Annotated in this window: 21 protein-coding genes; 17 read left to right on the plus strand and 4 right to left on the minus strand. The window is 62.7% G+C overall.

The genetic code is table 11. The features are described from left to right. Positions 1-71: 71 nt before the first annotated feature. The 10 genes from ACODS1_RS02855 to sthA all read left to right on the plus strand — a co-directional run bounded on the left by ACODS1_RS02855 (position 72) and on the right by sthA (position 10,417). Positions 72-1,538 (plus strand): glyceraldehyde-3-phosphate dehydrogenase, encoded by a 1,467-nt coding sequence (locus tag ACODS1_RS02855; protein WP_489084447.1) that lies wholly within the window; start codon positions 72-74, stop codon positions 1,536-1,538. Between the two features lie 280 nt (positions 1,539-1,818). Continuing rightward, complete coding sequence (locus ACODS1_RS02860; RefSeq protein WP_489084448.1) at positions 1,819-3,156, plus strand: Na(+)-translocating NADH-quinone reductase subunit A; 1,338 nt, start codon at positions 1,819-1,821, stop codon at positions 3,154-3,156. 3 nt (positions 3,157-3,159) lie between these two features. Next, complete coding sequence (locus ACODS1_RS02865) at positions 3,160-4,371, plus strand: NADH:ubiquinone reductase (Na(+)-transporting) subunit B (protein ID WP_489084449.1); 1,212 nt, start codon at positions 3,160-3,162, stop codon at positions 4,369-4,371. Continuing rightward, on the plus strand, positions 4,364-5,152 hold the full coding sequence (locus ACODS1_RS02870; RefSeq protein ID WP_322980720.1) for a Na(+)-translocating NADH-quinone reductase subunit C: 789 nt from the start codon (positions 4,364-4,366) through the stop codon (positions 5,150-5,152). The genes ACODS1_RS02865 and ACODS1_RS02870 overlap by 8 nt, the downstream gene beginning before the upstream one ends. Continuing rightward, positions 5,149-5,823 (plus strand): NADH:ubiquinone reductase (Na(+)-transporting) subunit D, encoded by a 675-nt coding sequence (locus tag ACODS1_RS02875; protein WP_322980841.1) that lies wholly within the window; start codon positions 5,149-5,151, stop codon positions 5,821-5,823. Before ACODS1_RS02870 ends, ACODS1_RS02875 begins: the two co-directional genes overlap by 4 nt. Next, positions 5,823-6,431, plus strand: coding sequence for an NADH:ubiquinone reductase (Na(+)-transporting) subunit E (gene nqrE / locus ACODS1_RS02880; RefSeq protein ID WP_159972566.1), 609 nt, complete (start codon positions 5,823-5,825; stop codon positions 6,429-6,431). The genes ACODS1_RS02875 and nqrE overlap by 1 nt, the downstream gene beginning before the upstream one ends. Positions 6,432-6,446: 15 nt before the next feature. Further along, a complete protein-coding gene (gene nqrF, locus ACODS1_RS02885) occupies positions 6,447-7,670 on the plus strand; it encodes an NADH:ubiquinone reductase (Na(+)-transporting) subunit F (RefSeq protein WP_322980719.1) in 1,224 nt (407 codons plus the stop codon). Between the two features lie 2 nt (positions 7,671-7,672). After that, the gene (locus ACODS1_RS02890) at positions 7,673-8,698 is read left to right on the plus strand and encodes an FAD:protein FMN transferase (RefSeq protein WP_489084450.1); all 1,026 of its coding nucleotides are present in this window, start codon (positions 7,673-7,675) and stop codon (positions 8,696-8,698) included. Beyond that, positions 8,695-8,925, plus strand: a complete 231-nt coding sequence (nqrM, locus tag ACODS1_RS02895) for a (Na+)-NQR maturation NqrM (protein WP_159972569.1) — start codon at positions 8,695-8,697, stop codon at positions 8,923-8,925. Before ACODS1_RS02890 ends, nqrM begins: the two co-directional genes overlap by 4 nt. A 97-nt stretch (positions 8,926-9,022) precedes the next feature. Beyond that, positions 9,023-10,417, plus strand: a complete 1,395-nt coding sequence (sthA, locus tag ACODS1_RS02900; RefSeq protein ID WP_489084451.1) for a Si-specific NAD(P)(+) transhydrogenase — start codon at positions 9,023-9,025, stop codon at positions 10,415-10,417. Positions 10,418-10,645: 228 nt separating this feature from the next. Here the strand turns inward: sthA and ACODS1_RS02905 are convergent, their stop codons facing one another. Genes ACODS1_RS02905 through ACODS1_RS02915 form a run of 3 tightly spaced genes read right to left on the minus strand, consistent with a single transcriptional unit; the run spans position 10,646 to position 12,251 of the window. Then, positions 10,646-11,365 carry a glycerophosphodiester phosphodiesterase gene (locus ACODS1_RS02905; RefSeq protein ID WP_489084452.1) on the minus strand — a complete coding sequence of 240 codons (720 nt, stop codon included), beginning with the start codon at positions 11,363-11,365 and terminating at the stop codon, positions 10,646-10,648. Further along, positions 11,362-11,664, minus strand: coding sequence for a phosphodiesterase (locus tag ACODS1_RS02910; protein ID WP_489084453.1), 303 nt, complete (start codon positions 11,662-11,664; stop codon positions 11,362-11,364). Before ACODS1_RS02910 ends, ACODS1_RS02905 begins: the two co-directional genes overlap by 4 nt. A gap of 20 nt (positions 11,665-11,684) precedes the next feature. Beyond that, on the minus strand, positions 11,685-12,251 hold the full coding sequence (locus tag ACODS1_RS02915; RefSeq protein ID WP_489084454.1) for a PilZ domain-containing protein: 567 nt from the start codon (positions 12,249-12,251) through the stop codon (positions 11,685-11,687). Positions 12,252-12,390: 139 nt separating this feature from the next. Between ACODS1_RS02915 and ACODS1_RS02920 the strand changes: the two genes are divergently transcribed. Genes ACODS1_RS02920 through ACODS1_RS02930 form a run of 3 tightly spaced genes read left to right on the plus strand, consistent with a single transcriptional unit; the run spans position 12,391 to position 15,588 of the window. Beyond that, on the plus strand, positions 12,391-13,638 hold the full coding sequence (locus tag ACODS1_RS02920) for a lipoprotein-releasing ABC transporter permease subunit (RefSeq protein WP_489084455.1): 1,248 nt from the start codon (positions 12,391-12,393) through the stop codon (positions 13,636-13,638). Between the two features lie 19 nt (positions 13,639-13,657). Next, entirely contained in the window at positions 13,658-14,344 is a 687-nt protein-coding gene (lolD, locus tag ACODS1_RS02925; RefSeq protein WP_489084550.1) for a lipoprotein-releasing ABC transporter ATP-binding protein LolD, read from the plus strand. Further along, the gene (locus ACODS1_RS02930; RefSeq protein WP_489084456.1) at positions 14,344-15,588 is read left to right on the plus strand and encodes a lipoprotein-releasing ABC transporter permease subunit; all 1,245 of its coding nucleotides are present in this window, start codon (positions 14,344-14,346) and stop codon (positions 15,586-15,588) included. Before lolD ends, ACODS1_RS02930 begins: the two co-directional genes overlap by 1 nt. A gap of 35 nt (positions 15,589-15,623) precedes the next feature. Here the strand turns inward: ACODS1_RS02930 and ACODS1_RS02935 are convergent, their stop codons facing one another. After that, on the minus strand, positions 15,624-16,148 hold the full coding sequence (locus ACODS1_RS02935; protein ID WP_489084457.1) for a DUF2062 domain-containing protein: 525 nt from the start codon (positions 16,146-16,148) through the stop codon (positions 15,624-15,626). Between the two features lie 118 nt (positions 16,149-16,266). On the opposite strand from ACODS1_RS02935, the gene ACODS1_RS02940 reads away from it, so the two are divergent. The 4 genes from ACODS1_RS02940 (at position 16,267) to lpxK (ending at position 20,627) form a co-directional block, all read left to right on the plus strand. Then, positions 16,267-18,492, plus strand: a complete 2,226-nt coding sequence (locus ACODS1_RS02940; RefSeq protein ID WP_489084458.1) for a DNA internalization-related competence protein ComEC/Rec2 — start codon at positions 16,267-16,269, stop codon at positions 18,490-18,492. 72 nt (positions 18,493-18,564) lie between these two features. After that, on the plus strand, positions 18,565-19,197 hold the full coding sequence (locus ACODS1_RS02945) for a MotA/TolQ/ExbB proton channel family protein (protein WP_322980711.1): 633 nt from the start codon (positions 18,565-18,567) through the stop codon (positions 19,195-19,197). Further along, complete coding sequence (locus ACODS1_RS02950; RefSeq protein ID WP_159972580.1) at positions 19,194-19,622, plus strand: ExbD/TolR family protein; 429 nt, start codon at positions 19,194-19,196, stop codon at positions 19,620-19,622. Before ACODS1_RS02945 ends, ACODS1_RS02950 begins: the two co-directional genes overlap by 4 nt. Further along, on the plus strand, positions 19,623-20,627 hold the full coding sequence (lpxK, locus tag ACODS1_RS02955) for a tetraacyldisaccharide 4'-kinase (RefSeq protein WP_489084459.1): 1,005 nt from the start codon (positions 19,623-19,625) through the stop codon (positions 20,625-20,627). Positions 20,628-20,638: the final 11 nt, after the last annotated feature.

Here is a 20,638-nt window from a genome sequence, read left to right on the forward strand (position 1 = left end):
AGTCGCGACAGGCGCGCATTGCTCATGCTCGCGCGCACCGTCATAATGTAGCCCCTTTTTTCAGCCCCTACATGTGGAAGGTACTGCCCGTGACTCAGAAGCCCGACCAGTGTCTCGGTGAATGGATCGATCGTGAAGCCCTCGCGGAAGCAATGATTCCGCTGATTGGTCAGCTCTACCGCAACAACAATGTGGTGACCTCGATCTATGGCCGTGGCCTGATCAATCGTTCGGTCATCGACATTCTCAAGGCCCATCGCTTCGCGCGTCACCGCCTGGCCGACGAGGCCGAGCTGTCCGTGCACGACACCTTCCCGATGCTCAAGACCATGAGCGAACTGAAGCTCGGTGCGGCGTCCGTCGACCTGGGCAAGTTGGTCGCCAAGTTCAAGGCCGAAGGTGCTGGTCGCAGCGTCGAGCAGTTCGTCAAGGACGAGCTGGCCGATGTGGTTGGCAAGCAGAATGGTTCGGCGCGTGAAGGTACTGACGTGGTGCTCTACGGTTTCGGCCGTATCGGCCGCCTGTTGGCGCGCATCCTGATCGAGAAGACCGGTGGCGGCGACGGCCTGCGTCTGCGTGCCGTTGTTGTGCGCAAGGGCGCCGACAACGACCTGGTCAAGCGCGCCAGCCTGCTGCGTCGTGACTCGGTGCATGGCAAGTTCGATGGCACCATCACCATCGACGAAGAGCACAACACCATCACTGCCAATGGCAATCTGATCCAGGTGATCTACTCCAACGACCCGGCGTCGATCGACTACACCCAGTACGGCATCAAGAACGCCCTGCTGGTCGACAACACCGGCAAATGGCGTGACGCCGAAGGCCTGGGCCAGCACCTCAAGTGCCCGGGCGTGGATCGCGTCGTGCTGACCGCTCCGGGCAAGGGCGCGCTGAAGAACATCGTGCATGGCATCAACCATGGCGAGATCAGCCCGGAAGACAAGATCATCTCCGCAGCTTCCTGCACCACCAACGCCATCGTGCCGGTGCTCAAGGCGGTCAACGACAAGTACGGCATCGTCAATGGTCACGTCGAGACCGTTCACTCGTACACCAACGACCAGAACCTGATCGACAACTTCCACAAAGGCAGTCGTCGTGGTCGTAGCGCCGCGCTGAACATGGTCATTACCGAGACTGGCGCCGCCACCGCAGCCGCCAAGGCGCTGCCGGTGCTCAAGGGCAAACTGACCGGCAATGCCATTCGTGTGCCGACGCCGAACGTGTCCATGGCCATCCTCAACCTGAACCTGGAAAAGGCCACCAGCCGCGAAGAGATCAACGAGTACCTGCGCCAGATGGCCATGCACTCGGATCTGCAGAAGCAGATCGATTTCGTCAGCTCGCAGGAAGTGGTGTCCACCGACTTCGTCGGTTCGCGCCACGCCGGTGTGGTCGACGCCGAGGCCACCATCGCCAACGATAACCGTGTAGTTCTGTACGTCTGGTACGACAACGAATTCGGTTACAGCTGCCAGGTGGTTCGCGTGATGGAAGACATGGCCGGGGTCAACCCGCCTGCCTTTCCGCGCTGATCAGCGGCCAGTATGAAAAACGGGAGCTCAGGCTCCCGTTTTTCTTTTCTGGCGGCTCATGGCGGGGCGCAAGTCTGTTGCTGACTGTTACCGAAGCGCCAAAAAAACAAGTGCTTGGGTGGTCAGTGCAGGGGGGCATCTCTATAATTGAGCGGTTTTTTACCCAGGTTATGCACCTACATTCATGCTCGCAATGCGCAGGCGTGGGTGGCCCTATTGGGTTTTCGAGTGCAACCCCTGTCCTATAAGAAGCTTTCTAAATCAGTGGTTAGGCAGACCTATGATCAAACTAAAGCATGGGCTTGATTTGCCCATAACAGGTGCGCCGACACAGCGTATCGAGGCCGGCAGGCCCGTACGCAGCGTCGCCGTCATCGGCTTCGACTATCACGGGATGAAGCCGACGATGGAAGTGGAAGTGGGCGATCGAGTGAAACTCGGTCAACTGCTGTTCACCGACAAGAAAACACCTGGCGTGCGTTATACCGCTCCGGCTGCCGGCGTGATCAGCGCCATCCATCGCGGCGAGAAGCGTGTGTTGCAGTCCGTGGTCATCGACATCGATGGCGACGAGCAGGAGACCTTCGCCCAGTACTCAGCCGACCAGCTCGAATCGCTGAGTGATGCCCAGGTTCGCGAGAGCCTGCAGCAGTCCGGTCTCTGGACTGCCTTGCGCACCCGTCCGTTCAGCAAGGTGCCGGCCATTGACGCCGTACCCAGTTCGATCTTCGTTACCGCCATCGATACCCATCCGCTCGCTGCGGATCCTGCGGTGATCATCGCTGAACATGCCACTGATTTCGAAAACGGTCTGAAAGTCCTCGGGCAACTGGCCAAGGTCTTCCTATGCAAGGCCGAAGGCGTCAGCCTGCCAGGCGAGAAACTCGCCAAGGTACAGAGCGAAGCCTTTGCCGGTCCGCATCCGGCCGGCCTGCCGGGCACCCACATTCATTTCCTCGATCCGGTCAGCGCCAGCAAGAGCGTTTGGCAGATCGGCTATCAGGACGTGATCGCCGTGGGCAAGCTGTTCACCACCGGCCAACTGTTCGTCGAGCGCGTCGTCGCGCTGGGTGGCCCCGTGGCTGAGCAGCCGCGTCTGCTGCGCACCCGCCTGGGCGCCAGCCTGGAAGAACTCACCGCCGGTGAGCTCAAACCGGGCGTCAATCGCGTCATTTCCGGTTCGGTCTTCGGTGGCCGTACGGCGCGTGGTGCGTTCGCTTTCCTCGGCCGTTACCACAATCAGGTGTCTTGCCTGAGTGAGGGCAACGACCGCGAAATGATGCATTACCTGCGTGCCGGGGTTAACAAACACTCGGTGCTCAACATCTTCGTGTCCAAGCTGACCAGCGGCAAGCTGTTCAACTTCACCACCACCACCAACGGCAGCCCGCGTGCCATGGTGCCGGTGGGGAACTACGAAGCAGTGATGCCACTGGACATCCTGCCGACTCAACTCCTGCGCTACCTGATCGTCGGTGACACCGAGATGGCCCAGAAACTGGGTTGCCTGGAACTCGACGAAGAAGACCTGGCGCTGTGCACCTACGTCTGTGCCGGCAAATATGAATATGGCCCGATCCTGCGGGATAACCTCACCCGCATCGAGAAGGAGGGTTAACTCATGGGTATCCGTGCATTCCTCGATAAAATCGAGCACAACTTCGAGAAGGGCGGCAAGTACGAGAAGTGGTACGCCTTGTACGAGGCGATCGACACCTTCTTCTATCGCCCTGGTAGCGTGACCAAGACCACCGCTCACGTGCGCGACGGCATTGACCTCAAGCGCATGATGATCACCGTGTGGCTGTGCACCTTCCCGGCCATGTTCTTCGGCATGTGGAACACCGGCTACCAGGCCAACCTGATCTTCGCCAACAGCCCTGATCTGCTGGCGGCGCAAGAAGGCTGGCGCTTCGCCCTGATCGGCTCGCTGGCCGGCTTCGATCCGAACAGCCTGTGGGACAACTTCATCCAGGGCGCGGCCTACTTCCTGCCTGTCTACGCGGTGACCTTCATCGTCGGCGGCTTCTGGGAAGTGCTGTTCGCCTCGATCCGTCGTCACGAAGTCAACGAAGGCTTCTTCGTCACCTCCGTGCTGTTCGCCCTGATCCTGCCGCCGAGCATTCCGCTGTGGCAGGTGGCTCTGGGCATCAGCTTCGGCGTGGTGATCGGCAAGGAAGTGTTCGGCGGTACCGGCAAGAACTTCCTCAACCCGGCGCTGACCGGCCGTGCCTTCCTGTTCTTCGCCTATCCGGCGCAGATGTCGGGTGACGCGGTGTGGACGGCTGTCGACGGTTTTGCCGGCGCGACTTCGCTGAGCCTGGCGGCATCCGGCGGCGTCGAGAACGTGATCAACCATGGCGTGACCTGGATGGACGCCTTCGTCGGCACCATTCACGGCTCCTTGGGCGAAACCAGCACCCTGGCCATTGCCATCGGCGGTCTGATCCTGCTGATGACTCGCATCGCTTCCTGGCGCATCGTCGCCGGCGTGATGCTGGGCATGATCGGCCTGTCCCTGCTGTTCAACACCATTGGCTCGAACACCAACCCGATGTTCGCCATGCCCTGGTACTGGCATCTGGTGGTGGGCGGCTTCGCCTTCGGCATGTTCTTCATGGCCACCGATCCGGTATCGGCTTCCATGACCAACACCGGCAAATGGATATTCGGTGCCCTGATCGGCGTGATGGTCGTGCTGATCCGTGTGGTCAACCCGGCCTTCCCCGAGGGCATGATGCTGGCGATTCTGCTCGCCAACCTGTTCGCACCGCTGATCGACCACTTCGTCGTTCAGGCCAATATCAAGCGGAGGCTGGCACGTAATGTCTAGTCAAAAAGAATCCACCGTCCGCACCCTCACGGTAGCCCTGCTGGTCTGCCTGGTGTGCTCGGTGTTCGTGGCCGGCGCGGCCATCGCCCTGAAGCCGACCCAGGTGGAAAACCGCCTGCTGGACAAGCAACGCAGCATCCTGGCCATCGCCGGCCTGGGTGAGCCGGGCATGTCCTCGGCCAAGGTGAAAGAAATTTTCGACAGCACCATCACCGCCAAGCTGGTGGATCTGCGCACCGGTAAATTCTCCGATGCGTTCGACCCGCTGACCTTCGATCCGCTCAAGGCGGCGAAGGATCCGAAGCTCTCCACCGTTCTCAAGGGCAGTGAAGACGTGGCGGGTATCAAGCGTCAGGAGCACTACAGCACCGTTTACATGGTGGAGAAGGACGGTCAGGTGCAAACCCTGATTCTGCCGGTGCGCGGCTACGGCCTGTGGTCGACCCTGTACGGCTTCATCGCCGTCAAGGGCGACCTCAATACCGTGGTCGGCATGGGCTTCTACCAGCACGGCGAGACGCCGGGCCTCGGTGGTGAAGTCGACAATCCGAAATGGAAGGGCCAATGGCCAGGCAAGACGCTGTTCGACGAGAACGGCAAACTGGCGGTGAAAGTGGTCAAAGGCGGTGTCGATCCGCAAAGTCCGCAAGCTGCGCATCAGGTCGATGCCCTGGCTGGCGCGACCCTGACCAGCAACGGTGTCAGTCACCTGCTGCAGTTCTGGCTTGGCCAGAACGGCTTCGGTCCGTTTATCGCTAACCTGCGTGCAGGGGAGGCCTGATCATGTCGCAGCCGACTATCAAAGAAGTCCTGCTCAACCCGGTATTCAACAACAACCCGATTGGCCTGCAGATCCTCGGGATCTGCTCGGCCCTGGCGGTGACGTCGAACCTGAAGACCGCGCTGGTGATGTCCGTTGCCCTGACTCTGGTAACGGCCTTCTCCAACCTGTTCATCTCGATGATTCGCAGCCAGATCCCCAGCTCCATCCGCATGATCGTGCAGATGGTGATCATCGCGTCCTTGGTGATCGTGGTGGATCAGGTGCTCAAGGCCTACGCCTTCAGTCTGTCCAAGCAGCTGTCGGTGTTCGTCGGTCTGATCATCACCAACTGCATCGTGATGGGTCGTGCCGAAGCGTTTGCCATGCAGAATCCGCCGGTACTGTCGTTCTTCGACGGCATCGGTAACGGCCTCGGCTACAGCGCCATGCTGGTCGCCCTGGGCGTGATCCGCGAGCTGTTCGGCGCGGGCAAGCTGATGGGCTACGAGGTGTTCTCGGTGGTCAACGACGGCGGCTGGTACCAGCCCAATGGCATGCTGCTGCTGCCACCGTCCGCGTTCTTCCTGATCGGTCTGTTCATCTGGGCACTGCGTAGCTGGAAGAAGGATCAGGTCGAGAAGCCCAGCTACAAGATGGCGCCTCAGGTGTCCAACAAGGAGGCCTACTAATGGAGCACTATCTCAGCCTGCTGGCCAAGGCGGTGTTCGTCGAGAACATGGCCCTGGCCTTCTTCCTCGGCATGTGCACCTTCATCGCCATCTCCAAGAAGGTGGAGACTGCGATCGGTCTGGGTATCGCCGTGGTCGTGGTTCAGGTCATCACCGTTCCGGCCAACAACCTGATCTACACCTATCTGCTCAAGGACGGCGCGCTGGCCTGGGCCGGTCTGCCGAACGTGGATCTGAGCTTCCTCGGTCTGCTCAGCTACATCGGCGTGATCGCCGCCATCGTGCAGATCCTCGAGATGCTGCTGGATAAGTACGTCCCGGCGCTCTACAACGCCCTGGGTGTGTTCCTGCCGCTGATCACCGTGAACTGCGCCATCATGGGTGGCACCCTGTTCATGGTCGAGCGTGACTACAACCTGGCGGAAAGTACCGTGTACGGCTTCGGCTCGGGTCTGTCCTGGGCACTGGCCATCGCTGCGCTGGCGGGCATCCGCGAGAAGCTCAAGTACAGCGACGTGCCGGCCGGCCTGCAGGGTCTGGGCATCACCTTCATCACCATCGGTCTGATGTCGCTGGGCTTCATGTCCTTCTCCGGCGTGCAGCTGTAAGGAAAGGATGAACAGATGAATTACGAAATCTTCCTCGCCATCGGCATGTTCACCGCCATCGTCCTGGCGCTGGTGGTGATGATTCTCGCCGCCCGCGCCAAGCTGGTTTCCAGCGGTGACGTGAGCATCGAGATCAACGGCGAAAAAACCATCGTGGTACCGGCCGGCGGCAAGCTGCTGCAAACCCTGGCTGCGAACAACGTCTTCCTGTCCTCGGCCTGCGGTGGCGGCGGTACCTGCGCCCAGTGCAAGTGCATCGTGGAAAGTGGCGGCGGCGAGATGCTCTCCACCGAAGAGTCGCACTTCACCAAGCGCGAAGCCCGTGAAGGCTGGCGTCTGTCCTGCCAGACCGCGGTCAAGCAGGACATGAAGATCGAAGTCCCCGAAGAAGTCTTCGGCGTGAAGAAGTGGGAATGCACGGTCGAGTCCAACCCGAACGTGGCCACCTTCATCAAGGAACTGACGCTGAAACTGCCGGAAGGCGAGAACGTCAACTTCCGCGCCGGTGGCTACGTGCAGCTCGAATGCCCACCGCACACCGTGCACTACAAGGACTTCGACATTCAGCCCGAATACCGGGGTGACTGGGACAAGTTCAACCAGTGGAAGTACGTGTCGACGGTGGATGAAACCACCATCCGCGCCTACTCCATGGCCAACTACCCGGAAGAGCGCGGCCTGGTGAAGTTCAACATCCGTATCGCTTCGCCGCCCCCGGGCAAGGATCACCTGCCGCCGGGCAAGATGTCGTCCTGGGTGTTCAGCCTCAAGCCGGGCGACAAGGTCACCGTGTACGGGCCGTTCGGTGAGTTCTTCGCCAAGGACACCGATGCCGAGATGGTCTTCATCGGCGGTGGTGCCGGCATGGCGCCGATGCGTTCGCACATCTTCGACCAGCTCAAGCGCCTGAAATCCACGCGCAAGATCAGCTTCTGGTACGGCGCGCGCTCCCTGCGCGAGGCGTTCTACGTCGAGGAATACGATCAGCTGCAGGCCGAGAACCCGAACTTCCAGTGGCATCTGGCGCTGTCCGATCCGCAGCCGGAAGACAACTGGACCGGTCTGAAAGGCTTCATCCACAACGTGCTGTACGAGAACTACCTCAAGAGCCACAAGGCGCCTGAGGATTGCGAGTTCTACATGTGCGGCCCGCCCATGATGAACGCCGCGGTGATCAAGATGCTGACCGATCTGGGCGTCGAGCCGGAGAACATTCTCCTCGACGACTTCGGCGGTTAAGCATGAAGTCAGCTGTACTCCAGCCCGTTATCGCTGTCGCCCTGGCGGCAGCCCTAACGGGCTGCTTGCATTCTGAACGGATCGAAGAGTTCGGCGGCCCGACCATGGGCAGCACCTATTCGATCAAATACGTGCGCAACGACGGCGTCGCGCCGCAAACCGAACTGAAGGCGGCGACCGAGGCGATCCTCGCCGAGATCGACCAGCAGATGTCCACCTACCGCGACGATTCGCTGATCGAGCAGTTCAACCAGGCGCCAGCCGGTACCTGTCAGGCCATGCCCGAGGGCGTGCTGCAACTGGTGCGTGCCGGTGATCGCCTGCACGAGGAAAGCCAGGGTGCGTTCGACCTGACCCTGGAGCCGCTGCTCGATCTCTGGGGTTTTGGCCCCAGGGGCAAGGGCGAGGCGGTGCCGAGCGAGGAGAAGCTGGCCGAGGTGCGCCAGCGTGTCGGTCAGCAGCATCTGCGCATCGACGGCGAGCAGCTGTGCAAGGACGCCGACGTGCAGGTCGATTTCAACAGCATTGCCGCCGGTTACGCAGTGGATCGCATCGTCGCGCGTCTGGGCGAGCTGGGCGTCACCAGTTACCTGGTCGAGGCCACGGGCGAGCTCAAGGCCGCCGGTCTCAAGCCCGATGGCAGCCACTGGCGCATCGGCCTTGAAGCGCCGCGTGACGATGAGCGTGTCGCCCAGCGAGTTCTCCAGCTCGATGGCTACGGTATTTCCACCTCAGGTGATTACCGCAACTATTTCGAGGAGAATGGCGAGCGCTATTCGCACACGCTCGATGCGTTGACCGGGCGCCCGGTTCGCCACAAGCTGGCAGCTGTCACCGTGGCCGATCGGTCGACCTTGCGCGCCGATGGCTTGTCTACTCTGTTGATGGTGCTCGGGCCCGAAGCCGGCATGGCCTTCGCCGAGCGCAACGGTATCGCCGCGTTCTTCATCACGCGTGAAGGCAAGGGCTTCGTCACGCAGGGCACGCGCGCATTCGAGCAGCTATTCGCTGCAGGAGAAGAGCAATGACATTCGTGGTGGTATTTCTGGTCATGGTGCTGGTCGTCGGCATGATGGCCATTGGTGTGATCATGGGGCGCAAGCCCATCGCCGGTTCCTGCGGCGGCATCGCCAATCTGGGCATCGAAAAGGAATGCTCGATCTGTGGCGGTAGCCGCGAGAAGTGCGAAGAGGTGAACCGCGACAAGGACGAAGCGCCGCGTACCGACCTCGCTTACGACGCCAGCAAGCGCTGAGTGCGAGCGAAGCATTGAACGATAGCCGGCCCTCCAACCTGGGCCGGCCCTGCCGAGGGTGCGCCACAAGCGCTCCGGCCTGATCTGAGGAGTAAACATGGCGGTCTACAACTATGACGTAGTGGTGCTGGGCTCCGGCCCGGCGGGCGAGGGCGCGGCGATGAACGCGGCCAAGGCCGGGCGCAAGGTGGCGGTTGTCGACAACCGCCCGCTGGTCGGCGGTAACTGCACCCACCTCGGCACCATTCCGTCCAAGGCGCTGCGCCACTCGGTGCGGCAGATCATGCAGTTCAACACCAACCCGATGTTCCGCCAGATCGGTGAGCCGCGCTGGTTTTCCTTCCCCGATGTGCTGAAAAGCGCCGAGAAGGTGATCGCCAAGCAAGTCACCTCGCGCACCGGTTACTACGCGCGTAACCGCATCGACACCTACTTCGGTACCGCCAGTTTCGCCGACGAGCAGACCGTCGAAGTGGTCTGCCTCAATGGTGTGGTGGAAAAGCTCGTGGCCAAGCAGGTCGTCATCGCTACCGGCTCGCGCCCTTACCGCCCCGCCGATATCGATTTCAACCACCCGCGTATCTACGATAGCGACACCATCCTCAGCCTCGGTCACACGCCGCGTCGCCTGATCATCTACGGAGCCGGCGTGATCGGCTGCGAATACGCCTCGATCTTCAGCGGTCTGGGCGTGCTGGTCGACCTGATTGACAACCGCGACCAGTTGCTCAGCTTCCTCGACGACGAAATCTCCGATGCGCTCAGCTACCACCTGCGCAACAACAATGTGCTGATCCGTCACAACGAGGACTACGAGCGCATCGAAGGGGTGGAGAACGGGGTGATCCTGCACCTCAAGTCGGGCAAGAAGATCAAGGCCGATGCGCTGCTGTGGTGTAACGGTCGTACCGGTAATACCGACAAGCTGGGCTTGGAGAACATCGGTATTGCGGTCAACAGCCGTGGCCAGATCCAGGTGGACGAGTTCTATCGTACCGAGGTCAGCAACATCTACGCCGCTGGCGACGTGATCGGCTGGCCGAGCCTGGCCAGTGCCGCCTCCGACCAGGGCCGTTCGGCGGCTGGCAGCATCGTCGACAACGGTAGCTGGCGCTTCGTCGACGACGTGCCGACCGGTATCTACACCATTCCCGAGATCAGCTCGATCGGCAAGAACGAGCGTGAGCTGACTCAGGCCAAGATCCCCTACGAAGTGGGCAAAGCCTTCTTCAAGGGCATGGCCCGTGCGCAGATCTCGGTGGAGCCGGTGGGCATGCTGAAGATCCTCTTCCACCGCGAAACCCTGGAAGTGCTCGGTGTGCACTGCTTCGGCTATCAGGCGTCGGAGATCGTCCACATCGGCCAGGCGATCATGAACCAGAAGGGCGAGGCCAACACGGTCAAGTACTTCATCAACACCACCTTCAACTACCCGACCATGGCCGAGGCCTATCGAGTGGCGGCGTTCGACGGCCTCAACCGGCTTTTTTGAGCGGCACCGGCCGGCGGCCTGAGCCGGTCGGGGAGTCTGGCTGGGTAGCGGCTTCCGACTGGCGCTGGCCGAATCGGGAGAGTTTCTAGCTTTTCAGGCGTCAGTAACGACAAAACCGGCCTTGCGCCGGTTTTTTCGTTCTTGGGGATGCAATTGGCGCCGTGTTCCCGGCCTGCAAGAGTAGGGCGGGTGCAACCCGCCGCCCTATGTCATGTCGGGTCGGTTGCCTCAACCGCGCAGCGTCTGTACCGCCAGACCGGGGAAATCACTGATGATGCTGTCGACGCCGAAGTCGGCCAGGCGGCGCATCAGCGCGGGCTCGTTGACGGTCCACACCGACACATGCAGCCCTTGCTTCTGCGCCTTGAGTAAACGCTCCGGCGTGCACAGCGTCCAGTTCAATGCCAGCAGGTGGCACTGGTAATGGGCGGCAACCTTGAGTGGGTCGAGCCAGGCGTATTCGGCCACCAGCCCGAGTTGCAGGTGCGGCGTCAGTTCGCGGGCGGCCTTGAGCACCTGGCGGGAGCTGGAGGTGATGGTGATGCGATCCTGCAGGCCGTGACGCTCGGCCAGCTCGGCGATGGCCAGCACGGTACGTGCCGCACGAACCCGCGAGGCGCTCTTGACCTCCAGTTGCCAGTGTTTGAAGTCGCACTGTTCGAACAGGGTTTGCAGGCGTGGAATGGGGCAGGGGCGCACCCAGCCCGGGCCACCCTTGCGCGCGTCGTACCGTTCCAGTTCGGCGGCAGCATGTTCGACCACCTTGCCGCGCAGGCCGGTGGTGCGCCTGAGGGTCGGATCATGGATGACCATCAACTCGCCGTCGCGAGACAGGTGCAGATCCAGTTCGCAGCGATCGACGCCATGTTCCAGGCAACGCTGGAAGCTGGCCAGGGTATTTTCCGGGGCTTCGCCCTTGGCGCCGCGATGGCCGTAAATGAGGGTCACTGTTGCTCCTTGGCGGGTTGGCGTGGCTGATGATGACGCACGCTGTCGATCACGTGGTCGTATTCGAAGTAGACGCTGAAGTCGCGGTAGTCCCAGCGCGTGATCGGTGGTTTGCCGACGGGCGCATGTTCTTCGTCGGCCAGGCCGAAGCGTTCGAGCACCGCACGTTTCGACTCGCCCTTGTGCGGCAGGCTGGCTGCATCGATATCCGCGCCCTGGCTGCCGACGGGGATGGTCAGGGTGTCGGCGAGCAAGGCGCCGGGCGCGAGCAGGGCGAACAGCAGGGCGAGACGGCGCATGGTGCTTCCTTGGGTGACGGTCATTCGCGGGCCTGGCGCCTTTCCAGCGCCTGTTTCTGCAGGATGTGCCGGGCCAGCAGCTGGCGCTGGGCGTCGGTCAGTGCTTCGAACTCCGTACCGATCTCGTATTGGCCGTCCGCGCGCTCGCTGCAATGCACCACCTGCGCACGCAGCAGCAGGCCGAGTGCCTGGGGCATCAGCACCATCTTGATGGCCAGGTGGCTGCCCGGCGCTACCGGTTGCAGGTTGTTGAAACTGATGCCGCCCTCGGACAGAGACACCCGTCGCGGCGTGCCGATGTCACGCAGCAGGCTCTGCGCCATGGCCTGGCCGAGCAGGTCGATGCGCTTGTTGATCACCTTGAGGTAGTTGGCCAGCGTGCGGTCGCGCTCGCTGATATGGCGCAGCAGGTGCTGCGACTCGAAGTCCATCAGGTGCAGGTCGCTGAGCAAGTTGAACAGCGGCGATGAGTCGTGAAGCACGTCGCTGGAATGCGCCGCAGCACCGGACAGCTGGTTGAATTCCAGTGCGATCGTATCGTCGATACGGTAGTATTCGCGGCGATCATCTACATCGTTAGTCGACATGGCGAACCCATGGCAGCGGTGGTGGTCAGAGAACTCGTTGACGATCCGGCCAGGGCCGGGTTCGCATAGGTTCTGAGTGTAAGGCCGCTGCTCAGGCCCCGCCACAAGGACGTTCCTCTTTCCCCGAATCCTCCCCGACATGTTCAAACCTCTGTTCGTCTTCATCGGTACGCGCTACACCCGGGCCAAGCGCCGCAACCACTTCGTATCCTTCATCTCGCTGACCTCCATGCTCGGCCTCACCTTGGGGGTGACGGTAATGATCCTGGTGCTGTCGGTGATGAACGGCTTCGACCACGAGATGCGCACTCGCGTACTGGGCATGATCCCGCATGCGACTGTCGAGTCGCCGACCCCGGTGAGCGACTGGCCGGCGCTGGAGCGTCAGGTCAAGCAGCATCCAGGGGTGGTTGCTGTGGCTCCGTTCACCCAGATGCAGGGCTTGCTGACCCACGATGGCAAGGTGCAGAAGGCGCTGATCAACGCCATCGATCCCGAGCAGGAGCACAAGGTGTCGATCATCGACAACTTCATGCGCGAAGGTGATCTGGCGAGTCTGGCGCCCGGCGAGTTCGCCATGATCATCGGCGACAAGGCCGCGACCAAGCTGGGCGTCAAGGTCGGTGACAAGGTCACCTTCGTCGCCCCCGAGGTCACCGTGACCCCAGCCGGCATGTTCCCGCGACTCAAGCGCTTCACCATCAGCGGTATCTTCCATGTTGGTGCTGGCGAGATCGATGGCGGCCTGGCCCTGGCCAACATTACCGACCTGGCACGCCTGCAGCGCTGGAAACCGGATCAGGTGCAGGGCCTGCGTCTGAAGTTCGACGACCTGTTCCAGGCCCCGCGTGCTTCCTGGGAGATCGCCCAGCGTCTGGATGGCGACTTCTACGCCCGTGACTGGACGCGCACCCACGGCAACCTGTACCAGGCCATCCGCATGGAGAAAACCATGATCGGTCTGCTGCTGCTGCTGATCGTCGCCGTGGCTGCGTTCAACATCATCTCCACGCTGGTGATGGTGGTGAACGACAAGAAGGGCGATATCGCCATCCTGCGCACCCTGGGCGCCACGCCGCGGCAGATCATGGCCATCTTCATGGTGCAGGGCACGGTGATCGGCGTGGTCGGCACTCTGATCGGCGCCGTGCTGGGTATTCTCGCCGCGCTCAACGTCAGTGCGCTGATCGCTGGCATCGAGCGGATGCTGGGGATCAAGTTTCTCAATGCCGATGTGTACTTCATCGACTATCTGCCGTCGCAGTTGCAGGCCGCCGACGTGATCATGGTCTGCAGCGCCGCCCTGTTCCTGAGTTTCTTCGCCACCCTGTATCCCGCCTGGCGCGCGTCGCGTACCCAGCCTGCCGAGGCCCTGCGTTATGAGTGAATCCATGACCCCGAACGCCATGAAACAGCACAATGCCGTGCTCAGTTGCCGCAACCTGAGCAAGCGTTACGACGAAGGCCCCGAGTCGGTGGTGGTGCTCGATGGCCTGGAGCTGGAACTCTTTCCGGGCGAGCGCGTGGCCATCGTCGGCAGCTCCGGTTCGGGTAAAAGTACCTTGCTGAACATGCTCGGTGGCCTGGATACGCCCAGCGAGGGCAGCGTGTGGCTGGCCGGCGAGCAGTTGTCGGCGCTCAGCGAAACCGCCCGTGGCCTGCTGCGTAACCGTGCGCTGGGTTTCGTCTACCAGTTCCACCATCTGCTGGCTGAATTCACTGCGCTGGAAAATGCCTGCATGCCGCTGCTGATCGGCAAAACGCCTATCCCCGAGGCGCGTCAGCGCGCCACTGCGCTGCTGGAACGGGTCGGCCTTGGCCATCGCCTCAATCACAAACCGGCCGAGCTGTCGGGTGGTGAGCGTCAGCGCGTGGCCATCGCCCGTGCGCTGGTCAACCGTCCGGGCCTGGTGCTGCTCGATGAGCCTACCGGCAACCTCGACCAGCACACAGCCGAAGGCATTCAGGAACTGATGCGCGAACTCAGCCAGGATTCCAACACGGCGTTTCTGGTGGTGACCCATGACATGCAGCTGGCACGGCAGATGGATCGCGTGTTGAGCTTGCAGGACGGCAAGTTGGTGACCATCTGATGTTCCGCCCGCTAAGTCTGTTCATCGGCACCCGCTATACGCGGGCCAAGCGCCGTAACCACTTCATCTCGTTCATCTCGCTGACGTCGATGATCGGCCTGGCGCTCGGCGTGCTGGCGATGATCGTGGTGCTGTCGGTGATGAACGGCTTCCAGAAGGAAATGAGCTCGCGCATCCTCGGCATGGTGCCGCACGCCATGCTCTATGGCGCCGAGCCGGTGGCCGACTGGCACGCGCTGGCAAATAAGGCCATGGCCAACCTGCAGGTCAAGGCGGCTGCGCCTTATGCCGAACTGGAAGGCATGCTCTCGCATCGCGGCACGATGCAGCCGATCCAGATTCACGGCATCGACCCGGCCGAGGAGGCCAAGGTGTCGATCCTGCCCAATCACATCCGTCAGGGCAGCCTGAACAATCTGCAGCCCGGCGAGTTTGGCGTGGTCATCGGCGATATCACCGCGCGCCGCTTCGGCCTGCAGGTGGGCGACAAGCTGACCCTGATCATCCCCGAGCTGAGCAACGCGCCTGGTGGCGTCACGCCACGCATGCAGCGCCTGAACGTGGCGGCGATCTTCAAGGTCGGTGCCGAGCTGGACAGCTCGCTGGCACTGATCAACGTTGCCGATGCCGCTACCTTGCAGCGCCTGCCGGACGGCACGGTGCCGGGCATTCGCCTGGCGCTGAAGGATCTGTATCAGGCGCCGCAAGTCTCCAAGTCGCTGGTCGCCGAGCTGGGTAGCGGCTACCGCGCCGACGACTGGACGCACACTCAGGGCAGCCTGTTCAGTGCAATGAAGATGGAAAAAACCATGATCGGCCTGCTGCTGCTGCTGATCGTCGCGGTGGCGGCGTTCAACATCATCGCCACCCTGATCATGGTGGTCTCCGACAAGGGCGGTGACATCGCCATCCTGCGCACGCTGGGCGCCACGCCTCGGCAGATCATGGCGATCTTCATGGTGCAGGGCACGGTGATCGGTGTGGTCGGCACCCTGATCGGTGGCGTACTCGGCGTGCTCGCGGCGCTCAATGTCAGCGCACTGGTGGCCTGGCTGGAGTCCTTCGCAGGGGAGCGCGTGCTGAGCTCCGACGTCTACTTCATCAACAGCCTGCCCTCGGATCTGCAATGGCTGGACGTGGCGCTGATCTGCTCGGCGGCCTTGATCCTCAGCTTCCTGGCTACGCTCTATCCCTCCTGGCGTGCCGCCCAGGTGCAGCCCGCCGAGGCGCTGCGCTACGAATAAGCAGCGGTAAGCTGCAGGCCTGCGAGGCTTGCAGCTTACAACCGTTGTTTCCGGCTCTCCTGGCGCTTGCGCCAGCTACGCTGTACCCACCAGCGCCAGTAGAGCATGGTCAGGCAATAGCCCAGTATGGCCAGTACCACGCCTGCGACGAACGAGCCGAGATAGAGCGGTTTCCACAGGTGCGTCAATTCCGCCGTCATCCACTCCAGCGTCAGGTGTTCGGGCATGCGCATGGTTGGCGTATCGCTGAGCCAGGCGCCCAGCTTGTAGCTGCAGTAGAACACCGGCGGCATGGTGATGGGGTTGGTCAGCCAGACCAGGCCAATGGAAATCGGCAGATTGGCGCGCAGTGGAATGGCCACGGCGGCGGCCGCGAGCATCTGCATCGGCATGGGAATCATCGCCCAGAACAGCCCCACAGCCATGGCGCGCGCTACCGAGTGGCGGTTCAGGTGCCAGAGATTCGGGTCATGGATCAGGGTGCCGAGAAAGCGCAGGGACTTGTTGCCCTTGATGCTGTCAGGGGAAGGCATGTAGCGTTTGAAGAGACGACGCGGCATGAAGAGACTCTGGCAAGCGGAAGCCCTGGCATTATGCCCGGATTGATGACCATTGGCCTGACGATATTGTGACCGCAAATGCACGCTGCCTGCGTGCCCCCGCGACGAAGGAGCGTCGATGCGCACAGGGATGCTCGCGTTGGCAGCCGGTCTGCTGACCCTGCCTGTTCTACCCGCCTTGCCGCCGTACGAGTGGCTGTTTGCGGCAGCCGCTTTCGCGGTCTTGCTGCTATTTACCCGTGTGTATCTCGTGGGTTTTTTTCTGCTTGGCGTTGCCTGGGCCTGCCTGTCGGCGCAATCGGCGCTGGATGATCGCCTGGCGCCAGCGCTCGATGGTCGAACTCTGTGGATCGAGGGGCGAGTCGTCGGGCTGCCCGAGGTGGGTGAGGGCGTGGTGCGTTTCGAATTCGAGGATGCGCTGTCGCGTCGCGCGCAATTGCCCCAGCGCCTGCGTCTGGCCTGGTATGGCGGGCCACGGCTGCAGGCGGGGGAGCGCTGGCGGCTGGCGGTCAATCTCAAGCGCCCGCAGGGGCTGGTCAACCCGCAGGGCTTCGACTATGAAGCCTGGTTGCTGGCCCAGCGTATCGGCGGCACGGGCACCATCAAGTCCGGCCAGCGTCTGAGCGAGGCAACAGGCTGGGCGAGCTGGCGTGACGCCTTGCGTCAGCGCCTGCTTGCCAGCCCGGCATTCGGTCGTGAGGGCGGGCTGGCGGCGCTGGTGCTGGGCGACGGTTCCGGGCTCAGCACCGCGGACTGGCGCCTGTTGCAGCACACCGGTACGGTGCACCTGATGGTCATCTCCGGGCAGCACATCGCGCTGCTGTCCGGCTTCCTTTATCTGCTGGTTGCTGGCCTGGCCAAGCGTGGCTGGTGGCCGGCACGTGTGCCCTGGCTGCCTTGCGCCTGTTTGCTGGCCCTGAGTGGAGCGCTGTTCTACGGTGCGCTTGCGGGTTTCGAAGTGCCGGTCAGGCGCGCCTGCGTGATGGTTGCCCTGGTGCTGCTGTGGCGCCTGCGTTTTCGCCATCTTGGCGCGGGTTGGCCATTGTTGGTTGCCCTGTTGGTGGTGCTGTTGCTCGAGCCGCTGGCCTCCCTGCAGCCGGGGTTCTGGTTGTCCTTCTCGGCCGTGGCGCTGCTGGTGCTGATCTTTGGTGGCCGTTTGGGGCGTTGGGGCTGGTGGCGCAGCCTCACGCGCGCGCAATGGGCCATGGCCGTCGGCCTGCTACCGATGATGCTGGCGCTGGGCTTGCCGGTGAGCATCAGTGGGCCTTTGGCCAATCTTGTCGCGGTGCCCTGGGTCAGCCTGCTGGTGGTGCCCATGGCCTTGCTCGGTACCTTGCTGTTGCCGATTCCACTGCTGGGGGATGGGCTGCTGTGGTTGGCCGGCGGCGCGTTGAACCTGTTGTTCGAGCTACTGGCGCTCATCGCTGCCTGGATGCCGGCCTGGCTGCCGAGCAAGCTGCCGTTGTGGGCGTGGCTGATGCTCGTGCTGGGCGTTTTGCTGCTGTTGCTGCCGGCCGGCGTTGCCCTGCGTTTGCCGGGGGCCGCACTGCTGCTACCAGCGTTGCTGCTGCCGGCCGAGGCGCCTGAACAGGGCAGGGCGGAGGTATGGCTGTTCGATGTCGGCCAGGGGCTGTCGGTGCTGGTACGTACCCGCGAGCACAGCCTGCTGTACGACGCTGGGCCGCGTTTTGGCGATTTCGATGTCGGTGAGCGTGTGGTATTGCCGTCGTTGCGTGCATTGAATGTGCGGCGACTCGACATGCTGCTGCTCAGCCATGCCGACACCGATCATGCCGGTGGCGCCGGCGCGATCATGGCGGGGCTGCCGGTCGATAGGCTGATCAGTGGTGAACCCGAGCGCGGTGCTTCGGTGCGCCTGGCCGAGGCCTGTGCCTCCGGCCAGCGTTGGCAATGGGACGGCGTGACCTTCACGCTTTGGCAGTGGGCGCAAGGCACTACAGGCAACCAGCGCTCCTGTGTGCTGCTGGTCGATGCCGTAGGCGAACGCCTGCTGCTGACTGGCGATATCGACGTCCAGGCCGAGGCCGCCTTGCTCGCCACCAACCTGCCACGCCCGGTGCACTGGCTGCTGGCGCCGCATCATGGCAGTCGCACTTCGTCGAGCCAGGCTTTCGTCGAGGCACTTTCGCCCAGTCAGGCGCTGATCTCGCGCGGGCGGCACAATCATTTCGGTCATCCGCATCCATCGGTTCTGGCGCGCTACCGCGAGGTTGGCGCCGAGCTGCAGGACACCGCCTTGAGCGGCGCCCTGCAAATAACCCTGGGCGCACAGACTCGCGCCCATGGCCTGCGAGAAGAGGCGCGCTTCTGGCGGGAAAAATGAGAACGGCGGCGTTCGGTGGGCACTGCACCCTATGCTAGAGTGGCGCGACTTTTTCGAGGGGGATTCACTACCGTGTGGGAACTGGTCAAAGCTGGCGGCTGGATGATGCTGCCGATCATTCTCTGCTCCATCGCCGCTGCCGGCATCATCGCCGAACGCCTGTGGACTCTGCGGCCCGCCCGCGTCACCCCGGCCAACCTGCTGGCCCAGGTGTGGCGCTGGATCAAGGACAAGAAGCTCAACAACCAGAAGCTCAAGGAACTGCGGGAAGATTCGCCGCTGGGGCAGATCCTCGCTGCCGGCCTGGCCAACTCCAAGCATGGTCGCGAGATCATGAAGGAGTGTATCGAGGAGGCCGCCGCTCGCGTCATCCACGATCTGGAGCGCTACCTCAATGCCCTCGGCACCATCGCCGGTATCGCACCGCTGCTTGGCCTGCTCGGCACCGTGCTGGGCATGATCGACATTTTTAGCTCCTTCATGGGCAACGGCACCGGTAATGCGGCCATCCTCGCCGGCGGTATCTCCAAGGCGCTGATCACCACCGCTTCGGGTTTGTTCGTGGCGATTCCGGCACTGTTCTTCCACCGTTATCTGCAGCGTCGTGTCGATGAGCTGGTGGTGGGTATGGAGCAGGAGGCGATCAAGCTGGTGGAAATGGTGCAGGGCGATCGCGACGTCGACCTGGGCGAGGAAAAGGCGTGAAATTCCGGCGCAAACCGCGGGAAAACGTCGAGATCAACCTGGCCTCGTTGATCGACGTGGTGTTCATCCTGCTGCTGTTCTTCGTGGTCACCACTACCTTCACCCGCGAGACCCAACTCAAGGTCGACCTACCCGAGGCCGCCAGTGGCACGCCGCCGGAGCAGACCGAACTCAAGCAGATCGAAGTGCTGATTGGCGCCGATGGTGGTTATTCGGTCAATGGCAATGCGCTGCTGGAAAGCAACCTGAAAAATCTGATGGCAGCAATGCAGAAGGAATCCGCTGGCGACAACAGTCTGCCGCTGATCATCAGTGCCGATGGCAAGACTCCGCACCAGGCGGTGATCACCGCCATGGACGCGGCCGGCAAACTGGGCTTCGCGCACCTGCGCATCACCACGGTGGAAGCGCAGGAAGCCCCTTAAGTGAGTGTTGCCGATCGTCTGCTCGAGGCCTGGTATCGTGGCCATCCGGCGCTGGCGCTGCTGCGCCCGCTGGAGTGCCTGTATCGCCGCGTGGTGCAGGGCAAGCGCGCGCGCTTTTTGGCGGGTGAGGGCTATATCTACCGCGCGCCGGTGCCGGTGCTGGTGGTGGGCAACATCACCGTCGGCGGTACCGGCAAGACGCCGCTGATCCTCTTCCTTATCGAACACTGCCGCGCCCGCGGCCTCAAGGTCGGCGTGGTCAGCCGGGGTTATGGCGCCACGCCACCGAGTCTGCCGTGGCGCGTGCGCGCCGAGCAGCCGGCGGCGCAGGCCGGTGACGAGCCGCTGCTGATCGTGCAGCGTACGGGCGTACCCTTGATGATCGATCCGGATCGCAGCCGCGCTGTGCGTGCGCTGCTGGCCGAAGAATCGCTGGATCTGATTCTTTGCGACGACGGTTTGCAGCACTATCGCCTGGCGCGTGATCTGGAGCTGGTGTTGATCGATGCCGCCCGTGGCCTGGGCAATGGTCGCTGCCTGCCTGCGGGACCGCTGCGCGAGCCAGCCAAACGCCTGGAAAGCGTCGATGCCGTGCTGTTCAACGGCGCCGAGTCAGACCGCCCTGATGGATTCGCCTTCCGCCTGCAGCCTTCGGCGCTGGTCAACCTGGCCAGTGGCGAGCGGGTAGGGCTCGAGCATTTCCCGGCCGGGCAGGCCATGCATGCGGTGGCCGGCATCGGCAACCCGCAGCGTTTCTTCAATACCCTCGAAGCGCTAAACTGGCGCCCGGTTCCGCACCCCTTCGCCGACCATGCTCAGTACGACGTGGCGCAGCTCAGCTTCGAGCCATCGCTGCCGCTGCTGATGACGGAGAAGGATGCGGTGAAATGCCGGGCTTTCGCCGCCGCCGACTGGTGGTACCTGGCCGTCGATGCCGTGCCTACGCCGGCCTTCGTCGACTGGCTGGATAAGGCGTTGGCCCGCCTCATACCGGGGTCTCGATGACCCCAGCAAGG

Source organism: Pseudomonas sp. FG29, assembly GCF_057809355.1.